Origin of the sequence: Mucilaginibacter sp. OK283 (assembly GCF_900110415.1) — a bacterium.
Lineage (GTDB): Bacteria > Bacteroidota > Bacteroidia > Sphingobacteriales > Sphingobacteriaceae > Mucilaginibacter.
In genome coordinates, this window is sequence record NZ_FODR01000003.1 from 108,757 (window position 1) to 126,625 (window position 17,869).

Consider the following 17,869-nt stretch of genomic DNA (forward strand, 5'->3'; position numbering starts at 1 on the left):
AAAACCATTGGCATGAAATTTAGACTGTCTGATATATATAACCAATGCCATGAGCAAGAATATACTAATTGTCGACGATGACTCCGAAATGGTTGAACTCATTTGCCTCATACTGATGGAAGAAGGCTACAATGTTTGGACGCTTACCAGCGGCGAAATGATTGAACAGACGATGGATACCTTTAAACCCGACCTGATCCTGATGGATGTAATGCTGGCCGGCCTGGATGGCCGTGACCTGTGCAAAAACCTAAAGGAAAGTGCCGAAACCAATCATATCCCGATAATCCTGATTTCCGGCTCGGACGAATTGCGCCTGGATGGCTACGAAAATAGCGCTCCTGACGATTTTATCCCCAAACCTTTTGATATCGATTCGTTATTGCAAAAAGTAGGTAACCAGTTGGCGGCTTAGGTCGTGTATGTTTTTGTACATCCCGCGAGTATGCCCCATCGGATTGTTAAATTTGTGGACTAAAAAATGGTCAGCAAAATAGGTTTTGGCGGAAGTTGCCACTGGTGCACCGAAGCTATTTTTTTATCGTTAAAAGGAGTAACGGCTGTTAAGCAAGGCTGGATAGCTTCTGATGGCCAAAATTCCACTTTTAGCGAAGCCGTTATTGTTGAATTTGACCTGAATACGATATCATTACAAACGCTTATTGCCGTGCATTTATATACGCACAGCTGTACTGTAAACCATAGCATGCGGGCTAAATATCGGTCGGCCATTTATACTTTTAATGAAGGGCACGCAACTGCTGCTCAAAATGCCATTGAAGCCCTACAACCGGAGTTTGAAGGCGTTATCATCACCAAAGTTATCCCATTCAAACGATTTCGGCTCAACAGCGATAATTACCTCAATTACTACTACAGTAACCCCGATAAGCCTTTTTGCCAAAATATAGTGAACCCCAAATTGAGGGTGCTGCTGGCACGTTTTGCAGATGAGGCAGATGTCGGCAAGCTAATACACCTTTGAAGTCGGCCTTACACCTAAGTATTCAGTCTTGATACCTGATACTCGCTACTTGATACTCCTTCCCAAATTTGGCACATTTGTTAAAATTGAATTGCCATGAGTTTTAGCCTCGAGTCGCCGCGCCTTATTATCCGTGCCTTTATACCTGCCGACGAAGCGCCATACGTAAACATACATATGGACCCGGTAGTGAATGTATATTTACCCGTACGCAGTGCTGAACAATATAGCGAGCTATTACAGCAAAGCATGGCACAGCCCGATGCCGCGCTTAACCGCTGGGCCATTATTGAACGCGAAACCGGCAACTTTATGGGCAGCTGCCTGCTGCGCGAATTTAATGTGGGTGATGATACTGTTATTGAACTGGGCTACAGCCTGGCTACACCCTATTGGGGCAAAGGCTATGCTACCGAAATGGCAAAGCTGGTGGTTGACTATGCTTTTACTATGCCCCAAACCCAAAAAGTAGTGGCCGTTACCGACCAGAAAAATAAGGGCTCGCAAACGGTGCTGCTCAAAAGCGGCTTTAGCTACCAGGGGCTGGTTGACAGGTATGAGGGGCTTACCCTGTCGTATTTCGAATATCCAAAGAAGTAGCCTTTAGTCGAAAGTCTTAGGTACCAGGTCAAAGGGGATAAATTTAAACTTTTGACTTAAGGCTCAGTACTATTTACTTAACTCACCTGCTCCAACGGCAATTCGGTTACCGTTGTAGCCCGGTCATAAAACCCTTTAAGCAATTTTGTTACCTGTCTTTTCAGCTGCACCGCCTGTTTCTTAAGCAGCGCTACCGCGGTTTCGCCCTGTGTGGCTTCGGCGGCAAAAAGGTCGATAGTTACGCTGTTATCGTGCCAGTTGCCAACCGCGTTTTGTACTTGTTCCAGGTAGTCTTCGTTAAATGGCATGTCAAGGTGGCCCTTTACAAGTCGGTAATTGTAAATCAATATTTTAATTTGCTTGCGGCTGGTGTGCAAATCTTCGGCGAAACGATGCGTTTGCAAACCAGCAGTAATGCTTTCCAGTTGCAGTTGATAATATAAACCGATATGTAGGTTTTTTAATTTGGGGATACGTTTTTTTACTTTACGCCGCGCCTTGCGCAAGGTAGCCAGGAATTGTGCCCCCTGTGCTTTAAATTGCCCGGCTAAAGTGTCCATTAACTGTTCCTGGATTTGTATAAAATCCAACTTTATGGCTTGCTGGCCTTTGGCCAACTGAATATTAATGTAAGCGTTGCGTATCTCACCGGCCTGTTTAAAAATTTCGCGCACCGGTTTAAATAGTTTGATTGGGTTATGGTCGTTTTTAACACTTTCGGTCAAAGTAAAAAACGCCCTTAGTTTTTTTACCCCTGTGCGAAAATGGTGCAGGCTTTCCTGGTCGCCGGTTTTTATAAAGGCTTTTAAATGATGTGTCATGGAGCGCCATTCCTGCTCCATATATTTCTTTTCGTCCTTTTTTTTCATTTGGTAATCCGGGTTTAATACGGCCTTTAATAACAGGGGTAAATTTGTATACTACCTGTATGTTTCAATTGCCGGGTTTTGATTGTAATATGAGATGTTTTTTTTGAAACTTTTTAAACTTAAAAATGTCTTTTACATACAATTACTATTAAAATGAAAGCTTTTGAAATTCGTGTTGGCCAGGGCCAGCGGTTGTTAAAATTCCAACCGCAGGATAAAGTTAATCAATTTAAGATTTACGCAGTCGATAAGGCCGAAGATTGGATAGGTTATGAACAATCGCGGTCTGTAGATGTGCCACAGGATGGCTTGCTGGGTACTATTACAGTATATAGCGATCATCATTTCGATTTTGATGGGCCGGGTGCTTTCACCGGCCAGGACTTATTAAGCATTGCGGCGCAAATTGTAAAGCATCCGCAGTTTAAGGCCGAATAAAAAATACAAAAACAGGATAAGCGTTTTTTAAATTATATAAGCCATGAGTAAGAAAAGAACAATGCCCAACGAGCCCGACGAAATGCCGGTTAATCCCGAAAGGCCCGAAATAAGGCAGCCAACCGACCCCGGTGAACCTGATATGCCCGAAGAAGGTCCGGAAAATATACCAAATGAATTGCCGCCGGATGAAACCGAACAGCCCGAGTTAAACCCGGATGAGTTTGAGAAATAACAACAATGTTAACAGGATAATGAGTGAAATTTAACTAACCTTTATTTCATTCATTATTTTAATAATACCTTTGACCAATAATTACAGCAGGGGCTAAATGAAAAAAATCTGTGCTTTGGCTTTTACCGCGTTTTACCTGTTATTAACAACAGGTGCTTATGCCTGCCTTTTGCATTGCACAGCCAGTTACCTGTTTACTAATATGGCCGCGTCCCGGCAAATGCACCAATCGCATCACGACGAGGGTGAAAATCAGGACAAAGATGATGACTGCAAAAGTGGCAACTGCAATTGTTGTTACCATCACGGTACCTATGTGGTAAAGGAAAATTTTAGTTCCAATTTTGATTTTCAATTTTCAATTGGCCAGGCGGCAGTAATGTTACCTGTTAAAGTACACCTGTTTTACGTACCGCAGGTAATAGCCAAAACAAAAAACTGGCCAAGGGCCACCGGGCCACCGTTTGTGGCATCGCAACCCATTTATATTTATAACAAAACTCTTCTTATCTGATTCGGGCTTTTGCCGTACCCACCGGCCCTGGTTTTTATTGCCCGATTTTTTGCCCGAATTAAGTTGAAATTGCCGCCATTAATGCATTTGTGTTTGGCATTTGCCTGTTCGCCAATCTGGTTTTAACCTGCGGCAAAATCAATAAATAACATAACTTAAAAACCAAATACTGTAAAAGATTAAGCTGATCTTAGGTTAAATTTGTACTGAAAATAAAAAGGAAAGCTTTTTAACAACAATTTAAAATACTGCCGAAACAAGTGTTAAGGCAGGTGATCTGTTTATATTAAACTACTAAAATCATGAAAAAGATATTTTTATTGGTTGCTTTTATCGCAACCGCATTTACCCCGCAACTTTTTGCACAGGATAACAAAGCAACGGCGCTTAGTACATTACTATCATCTTATTACGGCGTTAAAGATGCATTAGTAAAATCAAACACCGCAGATGCCGCTGCCAGTGCCGGCGAATTTTTAAAAGCTGTTAACGGGGTTGATGTAAAGTTGCTGCCCGCTGCAGATGCTGCCGCTTTTAAGCCTTTGCAGGAAAAGCTGGCTTTTGATGCCAGGCACATATCCGAAAGTAAGGACATAGCCCATCAAAGGGAACATTTTGCCAATTTTTCGGCAAACTTCTTTAAACTGGCCAAGGCCGTAAAACTAACCGATAAGCCTGTTTACTATGCCTATTGCCCCATGAAAAAAAGCTACTGGCTATCGGCAGATGAAGCTATTAAAAACCCTTATTATGGCAATATGATGCTTACCTGCGGCAAGGTTAGTGAAACCATTAGCCCTGCAACAAAATAATTATTAAATGCTGCCGGATAATTCCGGCAGCTTATTTTTTATTATGAAAAGATCCACAGTAATTTTATTGAGTTTCTTTTTGTCTTTTTCGGCCTATGCACAGCATATGGCTATGAAAATGGACGAAAAGGAGCCGCGCAAACCCTTTTACACCAAAGTGGGCAATCGCGAAATTTATCATTTGTACATTGCCGATACTACCGTAAACTACACCGGCAAAGCAAGGCCCGCCATGGCCATTAACGGCAGCATACCTGCCCCTGCATTGGAGTTTACCGAGGGTGATACCGCCGAAATATATGTGCATAACCAAATGATGATGGAAACCTCTATCCACTGGCACGGGCTTATATTGCCCAATCGTTATGATGGCGTTTCGTACCTTACCACTGCGCCAATTGAGGCCGGGCAAACTCATTTTTACAAGTTCCCGCTGGTGCAGCATGGCACCTATTGGTACCACTCGCATACCATGACACAGCAGCAAAGTGGTATGTATGGGGCTTTTATTATCCATCCCAAACAGCCAGCCGAACAAAAGGAGTACACCTTACTGCTGAGCGATTGGACCAATGAAAACCCCGACCAGGTAGAACGATCATTACATAACCAAACCGATTGGTACGGCATTCGTAAAGGCAGTACCCAAAACTATGCGGAAGCTGTGGCCGAAGGGCATCTTAAAACCAAGCTAACCAACGAATGGAAGCGAATGGTGGCCATGGATGTAAGCGATGTTTATTACGATCGTTTTTTTAGCAATGGCAAAGCAGTTAATAACGCCCCCCGGTTTAAAAAGGGCGACAAAGTGAAACTGCACATCATTAATGGCAGTTCATCAACCTATTTTTGGCTAAAGTATGCCGGCGGCAAAATTACCGTTGCGGCTAATGATGGTGAGGATGTGCAACCGGTACCTGTTGACAGGCTGATTATAGCCGTAGCCGAAACTTATGATGTGATAGTTACCATCCCCAACGACGGAAGCTTTGAATTTTTGGCTACATCCGAAGATCGCACCCGGTCAACCTCATTATGGCTGGGAAGTGGACCGCAGTTTAAAGCCAAGCCGCTGCCCCGGCTTAAATATTTTGAGGGCATGAAAATGATGAACGACATGATGGGCATGGATGGCAACATGAAGAAAATGGATGGCATGGTGATGACCAACCAGGTAATGGACATGAATACCGTAATGTATCCCGAAATTACCGGCGACGGCACAGCCCCAAATGATACCACTGCAACCGCAAAAAAAATGAGCGATATGCCTGGTATGGATATGGGGGGCAGCACCGATATAGTTACCCTAAATTATGGGATGTTAAAGGCCATTAAGCCCACTAATTTACCTGCCGGCCCGCTAAAGGTTTTGCACTTTAACCTTACCGGTAACATGAACCGTTATGTTTGGACGATAAACAATAAAACGGTTTCCGAATCGGATAAGATACTCATCAAAAAGGGCGAGAACGTGCGCATCATCTTGTACAATAATACCATGATGCGCCACCCCATGCATTTGCATGGGCATTACTTTAGGGTACTAAACGGGCAGGGCGATTATTCGCCGTTAAAAAACACGCTGGATATTATGCCGATGGAAACTGATACCATTGAGTTTGCGGCTACGGCAAGCGGCGATTGGTTTTTTCATTGCCATATCCTTTACCATATGATGAGCGGGATGGGGCGCATATTTACCTATGAAAATTCGCCGGCTAACCCCGAACTGCCCGACCCGGCAAGTGCCATAAAAAAAATATACGCCGATGATCGCCGCTTTTTCCCGGCCGCCAAAATAGGATTGGAAAGCAATGGGAGTGATGGTACAGTTAGCATAGCCAATACCCGGTGGAAATTATCAACTCTATGGCACCTGGGGGTAAACGGCAGCAAAGGCTATGAAAGCGAAACCATGGCAGGCCGCTATTTTGGGCAAATGCAATGGCTGTACGCATATGCAGGGTTTGATTACCATTACAAAAACATAAACGAGCAGGAAAAAAACCTGTTTGGCCAGCAAAGCAATAAAAACAATCGCCATACCGTAGTTGCAGGGGTATCGTATATATTACCTATGTTGTTTGTTGCCGACGCCCGTGTGGATGGCAATGGCAAATTCAGGTTTCAATTGGGGAGGGAAGATATTCCCTTAACCAGCCGCTTAAGGTTTACGCTGATGGGCAATACCGATAAAGAGTACACAGTGGGTATGCGGTATATTTTTACCAAATATTTCTCTTTATCATCGCATTACGATAGCGATATGGGCCTTGGCGGTGGGTTAACGCTAACTTATTGAAATATAGATTAACATAATGATTTTAATCACATATCAACGTGTTGATAATCATTTGAAAAGGGCTTTGAATAAAGGAGTTTTGAATAAATTAAATTTCACAATTATGAAAAAGCTACTTTTTATTTTATTCATATTAACTACCACTGCAACGGTTACGGTTAATGCCCAGGTTAAAAAAGATACAACTTTTAAAATTATCATTACCGACAAGGGATGGATCAGGGATGCAGGGGGCACTCAATTAGGCCATATTGATAAAGACAATATTGTGCGCAACAATAAAGGGCAAAAACTATATTTTATTGATGCCGGCGGTAACGTGATTGACGCTAACGGGAAAAAGTTGGGGACGGCAAAAAAGAACGGCTCCTACTATAATATCAATGGCGAAAATGTGCTGAATACCAAAGATCTGGATAAAGAAAAATGCGCCATTTTAGATCCAAAGGGGCATAACTTCGGCACGGCTCACCAGAATTATAAATTGCACGCATGTGCCGCACATTGTTATTTCCTGGAGCAGGAGAAGAAAAAGGCTGAGGCAAAAAAAGCCAAGGTTTAATATTTATTTTTTACAAATCTTTTAAAGCATTTGGGTCGGGTATTCGGCAGAGAATACCCGGCCTGACTTGTGTTATAAAATTCAGGCCCCGGAAAAAGTAAAAATTCTATTTCCGGTATTTTAGAAATGCGGTTGCTGCAATAGCTATAAAGAGTATCCGGAAGGAAAAAATCAGCACTGCTTAAACCAATTAATATGGAGATGAACAAAATGCAGGAAGGGATGGAGCATCATAAAATGCACGATAGGCATGATCAGCACATGGGAATGTCAGAACATGACCACCACGCTATGATGATTGCCGATTTTAAAAAAAGGTTTTACGTGGTATTGGCACTTACAGTCCCTATCATGTTGTTATCAACCATGATCGAGCATTTTATGGGGGTTAGCTGGCAGTTTAAAGGTTCATCCTACATTTTGTTTGCCTTATCGTCGGTGGTGTTTGTATATGGCGGCTGGCCTTTTTTAACAGGTTTGGTAAGCGAGGCAAAAGCCAAAAATCCGGGGATGATGTTCCTGATAGGTTTTGCAATTACGGTAGCTTATAGCTACAGCGTAGCCATCGTTTTCGGTCTTAAAGGGATGGATTTTTTTTGGGAATTGGCTACCCTTATCCTCATTATGCTTTTAGGACATTGGATAGAAATGCGATCGGTAATGGGTGCGTCAAATGAGCTTGAGCTGCTGGTTAAGCTAATGCCGGCAGATGCGCATATGGTAATGCCCGGTATGGTGCATGATGTAAAAACAGATACATTAAAAGCTGATGATATTATCCTGGTAAAACCCGGAGAAAAAGTAGCGGCAGATGGTATTATACTTGAAGGTGAAAGCTACCTCAATGAATCTATGCTCACAGGCGAATCAAAGCCGGTACAAAAAATAAAGGGCGATAAAGTAATAGCGGGCTCCATCAACGGTAATGGTTCGTTTAAAGTAACCGTTTCACATGCCGCAAAAGATTCCTACTTGTCGCAGGTAGTTAAGTTGGTTGACGATGCGCAAAAGTCAAAATCGCAAACGCAATTACTGGCCGATACCGCCGCGAAATGGCTAACAATTATTGCCCTGGTTACAGGTATCGGCACATTTATGTACTGGTTTTTAACCGGGCAAACTTTAGCGTTCGCCATGGAACGGATGGTAACCGTTATTGTTATTTGCTGTCCGCACGCTTTAGGGCTGGCTGTTCCGCTGGTGGTAGCCAAATCAACAGCATTATCGGCCAAACATGGCCTGCTTATTAAAAACCGAACTGCTTTTGAAAATGCCCGTAAAATAACCACCGTAGTATTTGATAAAACAGGCACACTTACCGTGGGCAAGTTTGAGGTATCCAAGGTGGTTTCGTTTAATAAAGAAATCAAACAGGACGACCTCATCCGCCTGGCTTCTGCCTTAGAACAAAACTCCGAGCACCCCATAGCCACGGGCATCCTGCAAAAAGTTAAAGACTTAAAAAATACCATCCCGCAGGCACAAAACTTTAAGGCCATAACCGGCCAGGGTGTTGAGGCAACGGTAGATGGGAAAAAAATATTGGTGGTTAGTCCGGGTTATTTAAAAGAAAATAAGCTGGCCGTTCCCGGTGAATATAATGCCAACGATACCGAAACGGTGGTATTTGTAATAATTGACCGGCAACTGGCCGGGTATATTGCCTTATCGGACGAGATCCGCCCCGAATCGGCAGATGCCATTAAAACCTTGAAGCAGGAAAACATCAGGTCTGTTTTGTTAACCGGCGATAACAATAAAGTGGCGGCAAGTGTAAGCAAAACTTTAGGTATGGATAGTTTCATCGCCGAAGTATTACCCCATCAAAAATTAGATAAAATTAAAGAACTGCAGAGCAAAGGCGAATTTGTGGCCATGACTGGTGATGGTGTTAACGACGCCCCCGCGCTGGCCCAGGCTGATATTGGCATTGCCGTTGGCTCGGGCAGCGATATTGCTGCCGAAACTGCCGGCATTGTACTGGTGAACAGCAACCCGAAAGACATTGTAAGCCTGATACTGTTTGGCAAGGCAACCTATCGTAAAATGATCCAGAATTTGATTTGGGCAACCGGGTATAACATTGTGGCGCTGCCCCTGGCTGCGGGTGTGCTATATAGCCAGGGTATTCTTTTAAGCCCGGCAGCGGGGGCGGTGTTAATGACGGTAAGTACCGTGGTTGTAGCTATAAATGCAGGTATGTTGAAAGTGAAAGAATAACAAACCCTAAACCAGGCTCCATCAACAAGCAAAATATTAACCAATATAAACCACCAGAAAAATGAAAAGAATGATGATTGCCCTGATTGCCGTTACCTTAAGTTGTAGCGCTATGGCACAAACCAAAACAACCGACACTACTATGCACAAGATGTCGCACAAATCAATGCATAAGATGTCGCACATGTCGATGGATAAAATGCACGATTGTGTAATGATGAAAGATGGTAAAATGGTGACCATGATGAATGGCAAAACCATGCCCATGACCGAAGCTAAAACCATGACAAACGGTACCATTGTTGAGGCCGACGGAACCTGTAAAATGAAGGGTGGCAAAACTATGAAGCTAAAAGAAGGCCAGTGTGTAATGATGAACGGCGAGATGCCAAAAATGCGGATGAAAAAAGATACTGCAGGGCACAAAATGTAGACTGGATTTAAAGAGCGGCTTATCATTAATTTGGTAAGCCGTTTTTTTTGTCCGGTTGGGCGCAACTGCGGGTAATAATTCAGAATGTTTTGTTTTACTTAAAAATATTAGCCATCAGTGGTGTGCCACCCCGTACCAGGGTGTTTCAGGGTGTACCAGGGTGTTTCAGGGTGTTTCAGGGTGTTTCAGGGTGTCTCGTCCGTACCGGTACAGTACACTTTGGTATGTCTCGTCCTAAAAAAAGTTTATAGTTTGTCTTGTGTTATGCGGGTTTTCAATGAGTTAAAAAAAAAGACTTCGGCGGGCCACTTACTTTTTTGTGTAATGTGATATTATTGACAGCTGTAAGTCTGCATATGTTCAATTACCAGGACAATTCAGTATATTAATTAGCTTTTTTGTGTGATTAAACCATTAATAATTAAGCCGATGTTAGCATCATCATCTTAATTAAAAACCTAAAATAATGGCTAAAAAATATCACCAGGTTTATTTGAATAATAACAGGTTGGCTTTTGCATTTGTTGTTTTCATGTTATTGTTTTCAAATGTGCTTTTTGCAACTACTATTACGGTATCTTCAATTGCTGGTTTGCAAAAGGCCATCAATTTAGCTAAGCCTGGCGATCGGATTTTGTTGGCCGATGGCGTTTATACAACAACAGAAGATATTATTGTGAGCAATAAAGGTACCGAAAAGGAACCCATAACCATTGCCGCCCAAAGCCTGGGCCGGGCCGAAATTAGCGGACAAGGGGGCTTTAGCCTGATGAATCCGGCTGCATATATTACTATCCGCGGCTTTAAATTTACACACGTGGCAGGCCGCGCTAAAACCGGTATAGGTACAAACCATTGTAGGTTTACCCAAAATATTTTTGAAAACCCGGGTGACGGCGAAGAACTTACCGTGGCCGGCAGCGACCACGAAATTGACTATAACACCTTTCAAAATAAAAATGCTATGGGACGCTTTATAGCAATCCGTGGCGAGGGGAAGCAAATTGCCGAAAGATTGCACATCCACCATAATTATTTTAACAATTTTGCAAGCCAGGGGGGTAAAAATGGCGCCGAAGCACTTCAGTTTGGCTTAAGCGGATTTAGCTTATCATCAAGTAATAGTATAGTTGAATATAATTTATTTGAAAAATGTGAAGGCGAGAATGAATTGATTTCGGTTAAAGCTTCGGCGGTAACGCTTAGGTACAATACCATTCGTGATTGCCCGGCACAGTTCACTTTACGGCACGGTAACAAAAGTTTGGTTTACGGCAATTATTTCTTCAATACACCGGGTCTTCGAATTTTTGGCGACGACCACCTGATTTTTAGTAATTATTTTGAAAACTGCAGTTCGGCTATTGTGGTTGGCAACGGTGATGGGGAAGTAGCTGATGGTGCACTGCTAACCGCTCATGACCGGCCCGATAGGATATTGATTGGATTTAACACCCTGGTTGATAATAAGCAAAATATTATTCAAGCAGAACGTAAGAATGGAATGGGGGCCACATATGTTTCGATAGTTAACAACATTATCCAGGGAGGGGGAGCAGCGGCAACTATTTTGGGGCCTTATACCAACCCGCAATGGGCAGGCAATATTTTGTACAATGTAAAAGATGCAGGCAATATACCGGCTGAAGGCTATAAAACAGTTGACCCAAAATTGCTTAAAACATCTTCAGGTACTTACCATGTACAAACCGGCAGCCCTGCCATCGATCAGGCAACTGCATCTTATCCCGAGGTTAAGGTTGATATGGACGGGCAGCCCCGCATTGCACCTTTCGATATTGGTGCAGATGAACTTAGCACGGCAACGGTTAATGCCCATGTTCTTAATGTCGCCGATGTAGGTTATAACGCTAAGCATTAAGCATAAGCGGACTTCCTAATTTAATCCTAAATGTCTCTTTGCCTTATAAGAGATTAAATAATCGGGGTCGTTAATGTATTTTTTAATAAAAGCATCTGTCTTATTATCATTGAAGCTTTTTAAGTAAACAAATGCCGGTATTTTTTGATACTTATCATTAAATGTTAAAAATAGATCAATGGCTATATCGACCATTGCGTAATCTAAACTGATTTTAAAAATTGAAGTTGCAATTATCAATTTGACGAAATTATCAGGAGAGGTTATTAATAAATTATTCAATACAGGCAGGGATTTAGTTGATTTCATATAGGCCAATGTTTCAACTATTAATGTGTCGGCTGATTTTTTTTCAATTAATTTTTCCATTAACAATGATTCTACAAGCTGTCGTTTAGAATAACTTAACTGATCGATTATATGCATATTCATAAAGCCTTCCCTATGCTCCCAATCTGACGGAGGAATAATTTGATTGATAAGTTGCGCTATTTCCATATGTTAATTTATTGCGATATCCGGGAGTTGTCTATTTATTACTTTGCGTGGCGTTGACCAAGGGTCAAAAGGCTAAAGCTCTGTGCAGCAGCGATAAACGGCTACTCAGCTGGCGCAATTACTTATTGTTTACAAAATGGATATTCGAAACTTTGGACTACATTCTTTCTGAAAATTTTAACTGTTAACTCCCCCTTTGCCTTAGAAATACTGTCGTTTAGTAAGCTATATTTCCAAAGTTGTTTTTTGATCGGAACACATGTGCATAAGTCTTTAATGGTATCGATGTTGTTCCCATGCTTTATTACAATATCCGCAAAACAAGGAGGGGTATCTATCTTTTCTACAATTATCCCATTAAACGATTTATCACGTTTCTCATCAATATCAGGTCCACAACCCAATATATAGACCAGCAATATTAAACCAACATTTTTCGCGATAGCTTCTGTTTTTTTCATATTACCTATTGCCTAAGTTCTTCAACTTCTTTTCTTTTTTTGCCGATACTTATTCACTTTATAATAGAACGACCTAAAAGGTGAAACTTTCAAAATAACCCTTGGTCGCGCATATTAGCGACGAATATTTAACCTCCAATCAACTATCACTAATCCAAACGCCTGTATAGGCTTGCAAATAGGTATGCTGATCCATTGGGCATGGAGAAGTCTTTTGGCACATCTACCCTTACATTGGATGGGGGCTGAAAATTAACATCCTGGGGATAAATACAAAAGCCTTCGTTTTTTATATCAGGATCAACCAAATATCCAGGCGCTATTTTGTCTGTTTCAAAAATAAAAATCAACTCTTTACTGTCTTGCTTTTTACAGATATAAAGATTTGCAAATCCATTTTTTTGCTCCCGATCTTTTACAGGGTAGGCTTTAAGCAAGACTACCATTGTGCAATTTTTCTCTGTCGCTGCCATGGTGTAATGTTTAAGAACGATATTTAGCGGCGCGATGTTCTTACCATTATTTCTGCAACCGATAACAGCGAAAGTCAACACGAAAAATAATGCCACGCACGTTTTATTTAAAATTCCGCTGTTGCCGCAAACCCTACAGTACATTTAACCTCCTTACCACAATTAAAAATACAATATATAAAAACATCAGCCCGATTGCTGTTGGTTTCCTGTATTTTTCACTCACAACATTACAAGGCAAACGCATCTAAATAGTTAACAGCGATAAGCTGTTATTTATAATAGCTAACGGAATAAGCTTATAGCGTCGGGAAGGTATAAGCGTCAAACGATACCTTGTTTTTATTGGCTGATCGTGGTTAAATGATCCAGGTACCAAAAGGACTTGTATTGGCCAACAACGGGCACAAATATTTGGATGCACCTAAATTGCAAGATCAGTTTAATGTTAACCATGTTAAAATGCAAGTAATTCATTATCAAATATTTGTGAAAAATATATCTGAAATGTGTTAAGTTATGTTAACCCAATCAGATGCGTTTGCCCTGTCATTTTAGGTATCTTCTTCGCAAATGTGGCAATTATTTAATAACTTAGTATTGTGAAACGCACAGCACTCATTTTACTAACGGCTATTTACCTGTTATCCTGCGTGGGTATCGGGGTTAACCGTTTTTATTGCTGTGGCAAGCTGGCTTCTGTTACCCTTATTTATGGCGCAGCCGACAACGAGGCCCATAAAAAAGCGGATGACAGTTGTTGCAAAAACGAAAAGCAAAGCTTTAAAATTAAGGATACCCATGTAAGCGCCTCGTCGGTTGCATTACAGGCTTTATCGCCTGCGTTGTTACCGGTCGTTAACCATTGGATAGCAGCCATTATTGTTAAAGAATTGCCATCCGCTATCGCTTATCAGGCAAATGCCCCGCCGGGGAACACTGATATACCGATTTATACCCTTAATTGCATTTACAGGATTTGATCCTGTTCCCTCTCCTTTTTTAGCCGTTATTCTACGTAACCGGGCTAACCTTTAAATTAAAACATCATCTTAATTTATAATCAACGCATAGGTTCTGCCTGTGTTATTTATCCACTTTTCAATTTTTTAAATCCATGAAAAAAGTAATGCTGATGGCGGTAGCCATCCTGTTTTCTGCGGCAACTGTTTTTGCAGCCGGTGTACCTAACGGTAAAATGAGCGCCGATACCACCAAAAAGGCCAAGCCTGCAAAAGTGCAGTACACCTGTACCATGCATCCCGAGGTATTGAGCGATAAACCCGGTAAATGTCCCAAATGCGGTATGGCCCTGGTAAAAAAATCACCTGCTAAAAAGAAACCGGCAGCCATGAAAATGTAACTCATTAAGCCTGGCCGCCAACCCGCGGCCGGGCTTATCAAAACCATTAAGATGATTAATCAACTTATTAGCCTGTCGTTAAAAAACAGGTATATCGTTTTGTTTATTGCAATTGCCCTTTTTACCTGGGGCGCCTACGCGGTAAATGAAAACCCCATTGATGCTATACCCGATCTGTCAGACAACCAGGTCATCGTGTTTACCGAGTGGCAGGGCCGCAGCCCACAAATTATGGAAGACCAGGTAACCTATCCGCTGGTAAGCAACCTGCAGGGCATCCCGAAGGTTAAAGCCATCAGGGCAACCTCGATGTTCGGGATGAGCTTTGTTTATATTGTTTTTGATGATAAAGCCGATGTTTACTGGGCGCGCAGCCGGGTGCTGGAGCGGCTGAACTACGCCCAGCGTTTATTACCGCAAGGCATTACACCCACCCTTGGGCCGGATGGCACGGGCGTTGGCCACGTATTATGGTACACTCTTGACGCCAAAGGTATCGACCTGGGCGAACAGCGGGCCCTGCAGGATTGGTATGTAAAACTGGGGCTGCAAACAGTACCTGGTGTAAGCGAGGTAGCCTCCTTTGGCGGTTTCGAAAAACAATACCAGATCAGCATCGATCCGCATAAGCTTAACTACTATAATATTCCCCTGTCGCAGGTACTTAAAGCGGTTAAAAGCAATAATAATGATGTAGGCGGCCGCAAGTTTGAAATGAATGGCACCGGCTATATTGTACGCGGGCTGGGCTATATTAAATCATTGGCGGATGTGGAGAACATAGCCGTTGGCGTTATTAAAACCATCCCTGTTAGGGTAAAAGATATTGCTACCGTACAAATGGGCGGCGACGAACGCCTGGGTATTTTTGATCAGGATGGCCAGGGCGAAGCCGTTGGCGGAATTGTGGTGATGCGTTATGGCGAGAATGCCGATAAAGTGATCCACGCTGTTAAGGATAAAATGGCCGATATTCAGAAAGGCCTGCCACCGGGCGTAAAATTTAAAATAGCCTATGACCGGAGCGAACTGATTGAAAGCGCCGTTAAGTCGGTAAAGCATACGCTGATTGAGGAAATGATTACGGTATCCATTATCGTTATCCTGTTCCTGTTTAGCTGGCGCAGCGCCTTAAGCATCATTATCCAGATCCCGATAACTATAGCGGCCAGCTTTATACTGCTCAACGCGTTTGGGATATCTTCCAATATCATGTCGTTAACCGGTATTGCATTGGCTATCGGGGTTATTGTAGATAACGGTATCGTGATGGTCGAAAACTCGCACCGCAATTTATCCATCGCACAACAAAAAGAGCAATCATGACCACAGCCGAAAGAATCAAGATCATAGAAGCATCCTGTAAACAGGTGGGGCGCGGCGTTTTTTTCTCTACCCTTATTATTGTAGCGTCGTTTTTGCCCGTATTTTTATTGGAAGGGCAGGAGGGGAAGCTATTTGGCCCGCTGGCCTGGACAAAAACCTTTATCCTGGCCATTGATGCCATATTAGCCGTAACACTGGCCCCTGTACTCATCTCGTTTTTCCTGAAAGGGAAGTTAAGAACAGATGACCATAACCCGCTAAACCGTGGGTTAGAAAAAATATACCGGCCGATACTTAGCTGGTGCGTAACCTGGCGTAAAACCACCATTGGCATTAATGTTATTGCATTGCTGGTAAGTATCCCGCTTTTATTGAGTTTGGGCAGCGAATTTATGCCGCCGCTGGATGAAGGCACCATCCTGTTTATGCCGGTTACCCTGCCCGATATCTCCAATGCCGAAGCCAAGCAACTATTGCAGGTTCAGGATAGGATCATTAAAAGCATCCCCGAAGTAAAAAACGTGCTGGGCAAGGCCGGCCGGGCCAATACGGCTACGGATAATTCGCCCATTAGCATGGTTGAAACTATTATCCTGTTAAAACCATCAAGCGAATGGCGTAAGGGAATAAAAAAGGAAGATATCATTAACGAGCTGAATGCCAAACTGCAAATACCCGGCGTGGTAAACGGCTGGACACAGCCCATTATTAACCGTATTAATATGCTGTCTACAGGTATCCGTACCGATGTGGGCTTAAAAGTGTACGGGCAAAACCTTGATACCATTTATGCTTTATCCAACCAAATGAAGCAAGCTTTGCAGGGTATAAGCGGCGTAAAAGACCTTTACGTTGACCCGATAACCGGCGGCAAATACCTGGATATCCGGGTGAACAAAGATGCCATAGGCCGGTATGGATTAAGCGTTGATGATGTAAACGAAGTAGTAGAGAGCGCCCTGGGCGGCATGAACCTTACCCCAACCATTGAAGGGCGCCGGCGCTTTAGTGTAAACCTTCGCCTGGCGCAGGATTATCGCAGTAATTTGGAGGATATTAAGCGCACACTGGTACAAACACCGTCCTTTGGCCCGGTACCGCTATCGTCTGTGGCAGATATCAGCATCAGTGATGGCCCGGCCATGATCCAGTCAGAAAACGCACTGCTACGCGGCACCGTCCTATTCAACGTGCGCGACCGCGACCTGGGCAGCACCGTTCAGGAAGCGCAGGCCCGGTTAAATGCCATGGTTAAACTATTGCCCAAAGGTTATTTTATTGAATGGAGCGGCCAGTATGAAAACCTGATCCGCGCCGAGCGTACTTTAAAATTGATACTCCCCGTTGTGCTCATTATCATATTTGCCTGCCTATATTTTGCATTTCATTCTATCCGCGAGGCTTTCTTTAGCCTCATCAGTATCCCCTTCGCTTTAATAGGCGGGGCGTATATGGTGTATTTCTTCGGGGTGCATTTATCGGTAGCGGTGGCTGTCGGCTTTATCGCCTTGTTTGGTATCGCTGTAGAAACCGGAATTGTAATGGTGATATATCTCAATGATGCCATGCAGCAGCTGGTTGCTTTAAAAGGGAACTCAAAAGAAAACATCAGCAGAAACGATCTGCGCGAATACGTAATGAACGGCGCTGTAAAACGGCTGCGGCCAAAGCTCATGACGGTTTGCGTTGCCTTATTTGGCCTGGTGCCCGTGTTGTGGGCAACCGGCACCGGCAGCGATGTAATGCTGCCCATTGTACTGCCGATGATAGGCGGTGTATTAACATCTTCCACCCATATTTTACTGGTTACACCCCTCATTTTTTTGATGGTGAAAGAGTACGAGCTAAAAAAATATGGCAAGCTGGAAGTATTGGCTGTAAAGGAATAAAACC

Annotated in this window: 20 protein-coding genes; 16 read left to right on the top strand and 4 right to left on the bottom strand. The window is 43.0% G+C overall.

Going from position 1 to position 17,869, the window contains the following annotated elements; translation table 11 throughout:
• Positions 1-49 precede the first annotated feature (49 nt).
• The 3 genes from BMX56_RS08580 (at position 50) to BMX56_RS08590 (ending at position 1,585) form a co-directional block, all read left to right on the top strand.
• The gene (locus BMX56_RS08580; protein ID WP_090644499.1) at positions 50-415 is read left to right on the top strand and encodes a response regulator; all 366 of its coding nucleotides are present in this window, start codon (positions 50-52) and stop codon (positions 413-415) included.
• Positions 416-481: 66 nt separating this feature from the next.
• Positions 482-985 carry a peptide-methionine (S)-S-oxide reductase gene (locus tag BMX56_RS08585; RefSeq protein ID WP_090644502.1) on the top strand — a complete coding sequence of 168 codons (504 nt, stop codon included), beginning with the start codon at positions 482-484 and terminating at the stop codon, positions 983-985.
• Between the two features lie 96 nt (positions 986-1,081).
• The gene (locus BMX56_RS08590; RefSeq protein WP_090644507.1) at positions 1,082-1,585 is read left to right on the top strand and encodes a GNAT family N-acetyltransferase; all 504 of its coding nucleotides are present in this window, start codon (positions 1,082-1,084) and stop codon (positions 1,583-1,585) included.
• Positions 1,586-1,662: 77 nt separating this feature from the next.
• Here the strand turns inward: BMX56_RS08590 and BMX56_RS08595 are convergent, their stop codons facing one another.
• Positions 1,663-2,454 carry a CHAD domain-containing protein gene (locus BMX56_RS08595; protein ID WP_090644511.1) on the bottom strand — a complete coding sequence of 264 codons (792 nt, stop codon included), beginning with the start codon at positions 2,452-2,454 and terminating at the stop codon, positions 1,663-1,665.
• Positions 2,455-2,607: 153 nt separating this feature from the next.
• Here BMX56_RS08595 and BMX56_RS08600 point away from each other — a divergent pair, with 153 nt between their 5' ends.
• From BMX56_RS08600 to BMX56_RS08635, 9 genes are all read left to right on the top strand, one after another.
• On the top strand, positions 2,608-2,892 hold the full coding sequence (locus BMX56_RS08600) for a hypothetical protein (RefSeq protein ID WP_090644516.1): 285 nt from the start codon (positions 2,608-2,610) through the stop codon (positions 2,890-2,892).
• 43 nt (positions 2,893-2,935) lie between these two features.
• Complete coding sequence (locus BMX56_RS29835; protein ID WP_143065400.1) at positions 2,936-3,127, top strand: hypothetical protein; 192 nt, start codon at positions 2,936-2,938, stop codon at positions 3,125-3,127.
• Between the two features lie 97 nt (positions 3,128-3,224).
• Entirely contained in the window at positions 3,225-3,641 is a 417-nt protein-coding gene (locus BMX56_RS08605) for an HYC_CC_PP family protein (RefSeq protein WP_090644520.1), read from the top strand.
• Between the two features lie 302 nt (positions 3,642-3,943).
• Positions 3,944-4,453 carry a DUF3347 domain-containing protein gene (locus BMX56_RS08610; protein WP_090644524.1) on the top strand — a complete coding sequence of 170 codons (510 nt, stop codon included), beginning with the start codon at positions 3,944-3,946 and terminating at the stop codon, positions 4,451-4,453.
• A gap of 43 nt (positions 4,454-4,496) precedes the next feature.
• On the top strand, positions 4,497-6,758 hold the full coding sequence (locus BMX56_RS08615; protein ID WP_255369807.1) for a multicopper oxidase domain-containing protein: 2,262 nt from the start codon (positions 4,497-4,499) through the stop codon (positions 6,756-6,758).
• A 103-nt stretch (positions 6,759-6,861) separates the two neighbouring features.
• The gene (locus BMX56_RS08620; protein ID WP_143065401.1) at positions 6,862-7,320 is read left to right on the top strand and encodes a 5-fold beta-flower protein; all 459 of its coding nucleotides are present in this window, start codon (positions 6,862-6,864) and stop codon (positions 7,318-7,320) included.
• Positions 7,321-7,515: 195 nt separating this feature from the next.
• Positions 7,516-9,540: a copper-translocating P-type ATPase gene (locus BMX56_RS08625; RefSeq protein WP_090644531.1), complete on the top strand. Its 2,025-nt coding sequence runs from the start codon at positions 7,516-7,518 to the stop codon at positions 9,538-9,540.
• Positions 9,541-9,601: 61 nt separating this feature from the next.
• Positions 9,602-9,973 (top strand): DUF6799 domain-containing protein, encoded by a 372-nt coding sequence (locus BMX56_RS08630; protein WP_143065402.1) that lies wholly within the window; start codon positions 9,602-9,604, stop codon positions 9,971-9,973.
• A gap of 466 nt (positions 9,974-10,439) precedes the next feature.
• The gene (locus BMX56_RS08635; protein WP_255369808.1) at positions 10,440-11,855 is read left to right on the top strand and encodes a polysaccharide lyase 6 family protein; all 1,416 of its coding nucleotides are present in this window, start codon (positions 10,440-10,442) and stop codon (positions 11,853-11,855) included.
• 15 nt (positions 11,856-11,870) lie between these two features.
• On the opposite strand, the gene BMX56_RS08640 is transcribed toward BMX56_RS08635, so the two are convergent.
• From BMX56_RS08640 to BMX56_RS08650, 3 genes are all read right to left on the bottom strand, one after another.
• Complete coding sequence (locus tag BMX56_RS08640) at positions 11,871-12,353, bottom strand: HEAT repeat domain-containing protein (protein ID WP_090644539.1); 483 nt, start codon at positions 12,351-12,353, stop codon at positions 11,871-11,873.
• A gap of 122 nt (positions 12,354-12,475) precedes the next feature.
• Positions 12,476-12,814, bottom strand: coding sequence for a hypothetical protein (locus BMX56_RS08645; RefSeq protein ID WP_090644543.1), 339 nt, complete (start codon positions 12,812-12,814; stop codon positions 12,476-12,478).
• A 149-nt stretch (positions 12,815-12,963) separates the two neighbouring features.
• Positions 12,964-13,383, bottom strand: a complete 420-nt coding sequence (locus BMX56_RS08650; RefSeq protein WP_143065403.1) for a hypothetical protein — start codon at positions 13,381-13,383, stop codon at positions 12,964-12,966.
• Positions 13,384-13,889: 506 nt separating this feature from the next.
• Between BMX56_RS08650 and BMX56_RS08655 the strand changes: the two genes are divergently transcribed.
• The 4 genes from BMX56_RS08655 (at position 13,890) to BMX56_RS08670 (ending at position 17,865) form a co-directional block, all read left to right on the top strand.
• A complete protein-coding gene (locus BMX56_RS08655; protein ID WP_143065404.1) occupies positions 13,890-14,270 on the top strand; it encodes an HYC_CC_PP family protein in 381 nt (126 codons plus the stop codon).
• Between the two features lie 134 nt (positions 14,271-14,404).
• Positions 14,405-14,650, top strand: coding sequence for a heavy metal-binding domain-containing protein (locus BMX56_RS08660; RefSeq protein WP_090644563.1), 246 nt, complete (start codon positions 14,405-14,407; stop codon positions 14,648-14,650).
• Positions 14,651-14,701: 51 nt separating this feature from the next.
• Positions 14,702-15,976 (top strand): efflux RND transporter permease subunit, encoded by a 1,275-nt coding sequence (locus BMX56_RS08665; protein ID WP_090644567.1) that lies wholly within the window; start codon positions 14,702-14,704, stop codon positions 15,974-15,976.
• Complete coding sequence (locus tag BMX56_RS08670; protein ID WP_090644572.1) at positions 15,973-17,865, top strand: efflux RND transporter permease subunit; 1,893 nt, start codon at positions 15,973-15,975, stop codon at positions 17,863-17,865. The genes BMX56_RS08665 and BMX56_RS08670 overlap by 4 nt, the downstream gene beginning before the upstream one ends.
• Positions 17,866-17,869: the final 4 nt, after the last annotated feature.

What these genes read in the sequence shown, in the direction of transcription:
- BMX56_RS29835 (WP_143065400.1), top strand. Translation starts at nt 2,936, where the DNA reads ATGAGTAAGAAAAGAACAATGCCCAACGAGCCCGACGAAATGCCGGTT.
- BMX56_RS08660 (WP_090644563.1), top strand. Translation starts at nt 14,405, where the DNA reads ATGAAAAAAGTAATGCTGATGGCGGTAGCCATCCTGTTTTCTGCGGCA.
- BMX56_RS08640 (WP_090644539.1), bottom strand. Translation starts at nt 12,353, where the DNA reads ATGGAAATAGCGCAACTTATCAATCAAATTATTCCTCCGTCAGATTGG.
- BMX56_RS08595 (WP_090644511.1), bottom strand. Translation starts at nt 2,454, where the DNA reads ATGAAAAAAAAGGACGAAAAGAAATATATGGAGCAGGAATGGCGCTCC.
- BMX56_RS08630 (WP_143065402.1), top strand. Translation starts at nt 9,602, where the DNA reads ATGAAAAGAATGATGATTGCCCTGATTGCCGTTACCTTAAGTTGTAGC.
- BMX56_RS08665 (WP_090644567.1), top strand. Translation starts at nt 14,702, where the DNA reads ATGATTAATCAACTTATTAGCCTGTCGTTAAAAAACAGGTATATCGTT.
- BMX56_RS08605 (WP_090644520.1), top strand. Translation starts at nt 3,225, where the DNA reads ATGAAAAAAATCTGTGCTTTGGCTTTTACCGCGTTTTACCTGTTATTA.
- BMX56_RS08670 (WP_090644572.1), top strand. Translation starts at nt 15,973, where the DNA reads ATGACCACAGCCGAAAGAATCAAGATCATAGAAGCATCCTGTAAACAG.
- BMX56_RS08635 (WP_255369808.1), top strand. Translation starts at nt 10,440, where the DNA reads ATGGCTAAAAAATATCACCAGGTTTATTTGAATAATAACAGGTTGGCT.
- BMX56_RS08580 (WP_090644499.1), top strand. Translation starts at nt 50, where the DNA reads ATGAGCAAGAATATACTAATTGTCGACGATGACTCCGAAATGGTTGAA.
- BMX56_RS08610 (WP_090644524.1), top strand. Translation starts at nt 3,944, where the DNA reads ATGAAAAAGATATTTTTATTGGTTGCTTTTATCGCAACCGCATTTACC.
- BMX56_RS08585 (WP_090644502.1), top strand. Translation starts at nt 482, where the DNA reads ATGGTCAGCAAAATAGGTTTTGGCGGAAGTTGCCACTGGTGCACCGAA.
- BMX56_RS08615 (WP_255369807.1), top strand. Translation starts at nt 4,497, where the DNA reads ATGAAAAGATCCACAGTAATTTTATTGAGTTTCTTTTTGTCTTTTTCG.
- BMX56_RS08645 (WP_090644543.1), bottom strand. Translation starts at nt 12,814, where the DNA reads ATGAAAAAAACAGAAGCTATCGCGAAAAATGTTGGTTTAATATTGCTG.
- BMX56_RS08600 (WP_090644516.1), top strand. Translation starts at nt 2,608, where the DNA reads ATGAAAGCTTTTGAAATTCGTGTTGGCCAGGGCCAGCGGTTGTTAAAA.
- BMX56_RS08620 (WP_143065401.1), top strand. Translation starts at nt 6,862, where the DNA reads ATGAAAAAGCTACTTTTTATTTTATTCATATTAACTACCACTGCAACG.
- BMX56_RS08590 (WP_090644507.1), top strand. Translation starts at nt 1,082, where the DNA reads ATGAGTTTTAGCCTCGAGTCGCCGCGCCTTATTATCCGTGCCTTTATA.
- BMX56_RS08625 (WP_090644531.1), top strand. Translation starts at nt 7,516, where the DNA reads ATGGAGATGAACAAAATGCAGGAAGGGATGGAGCATCATAAAATGCAC.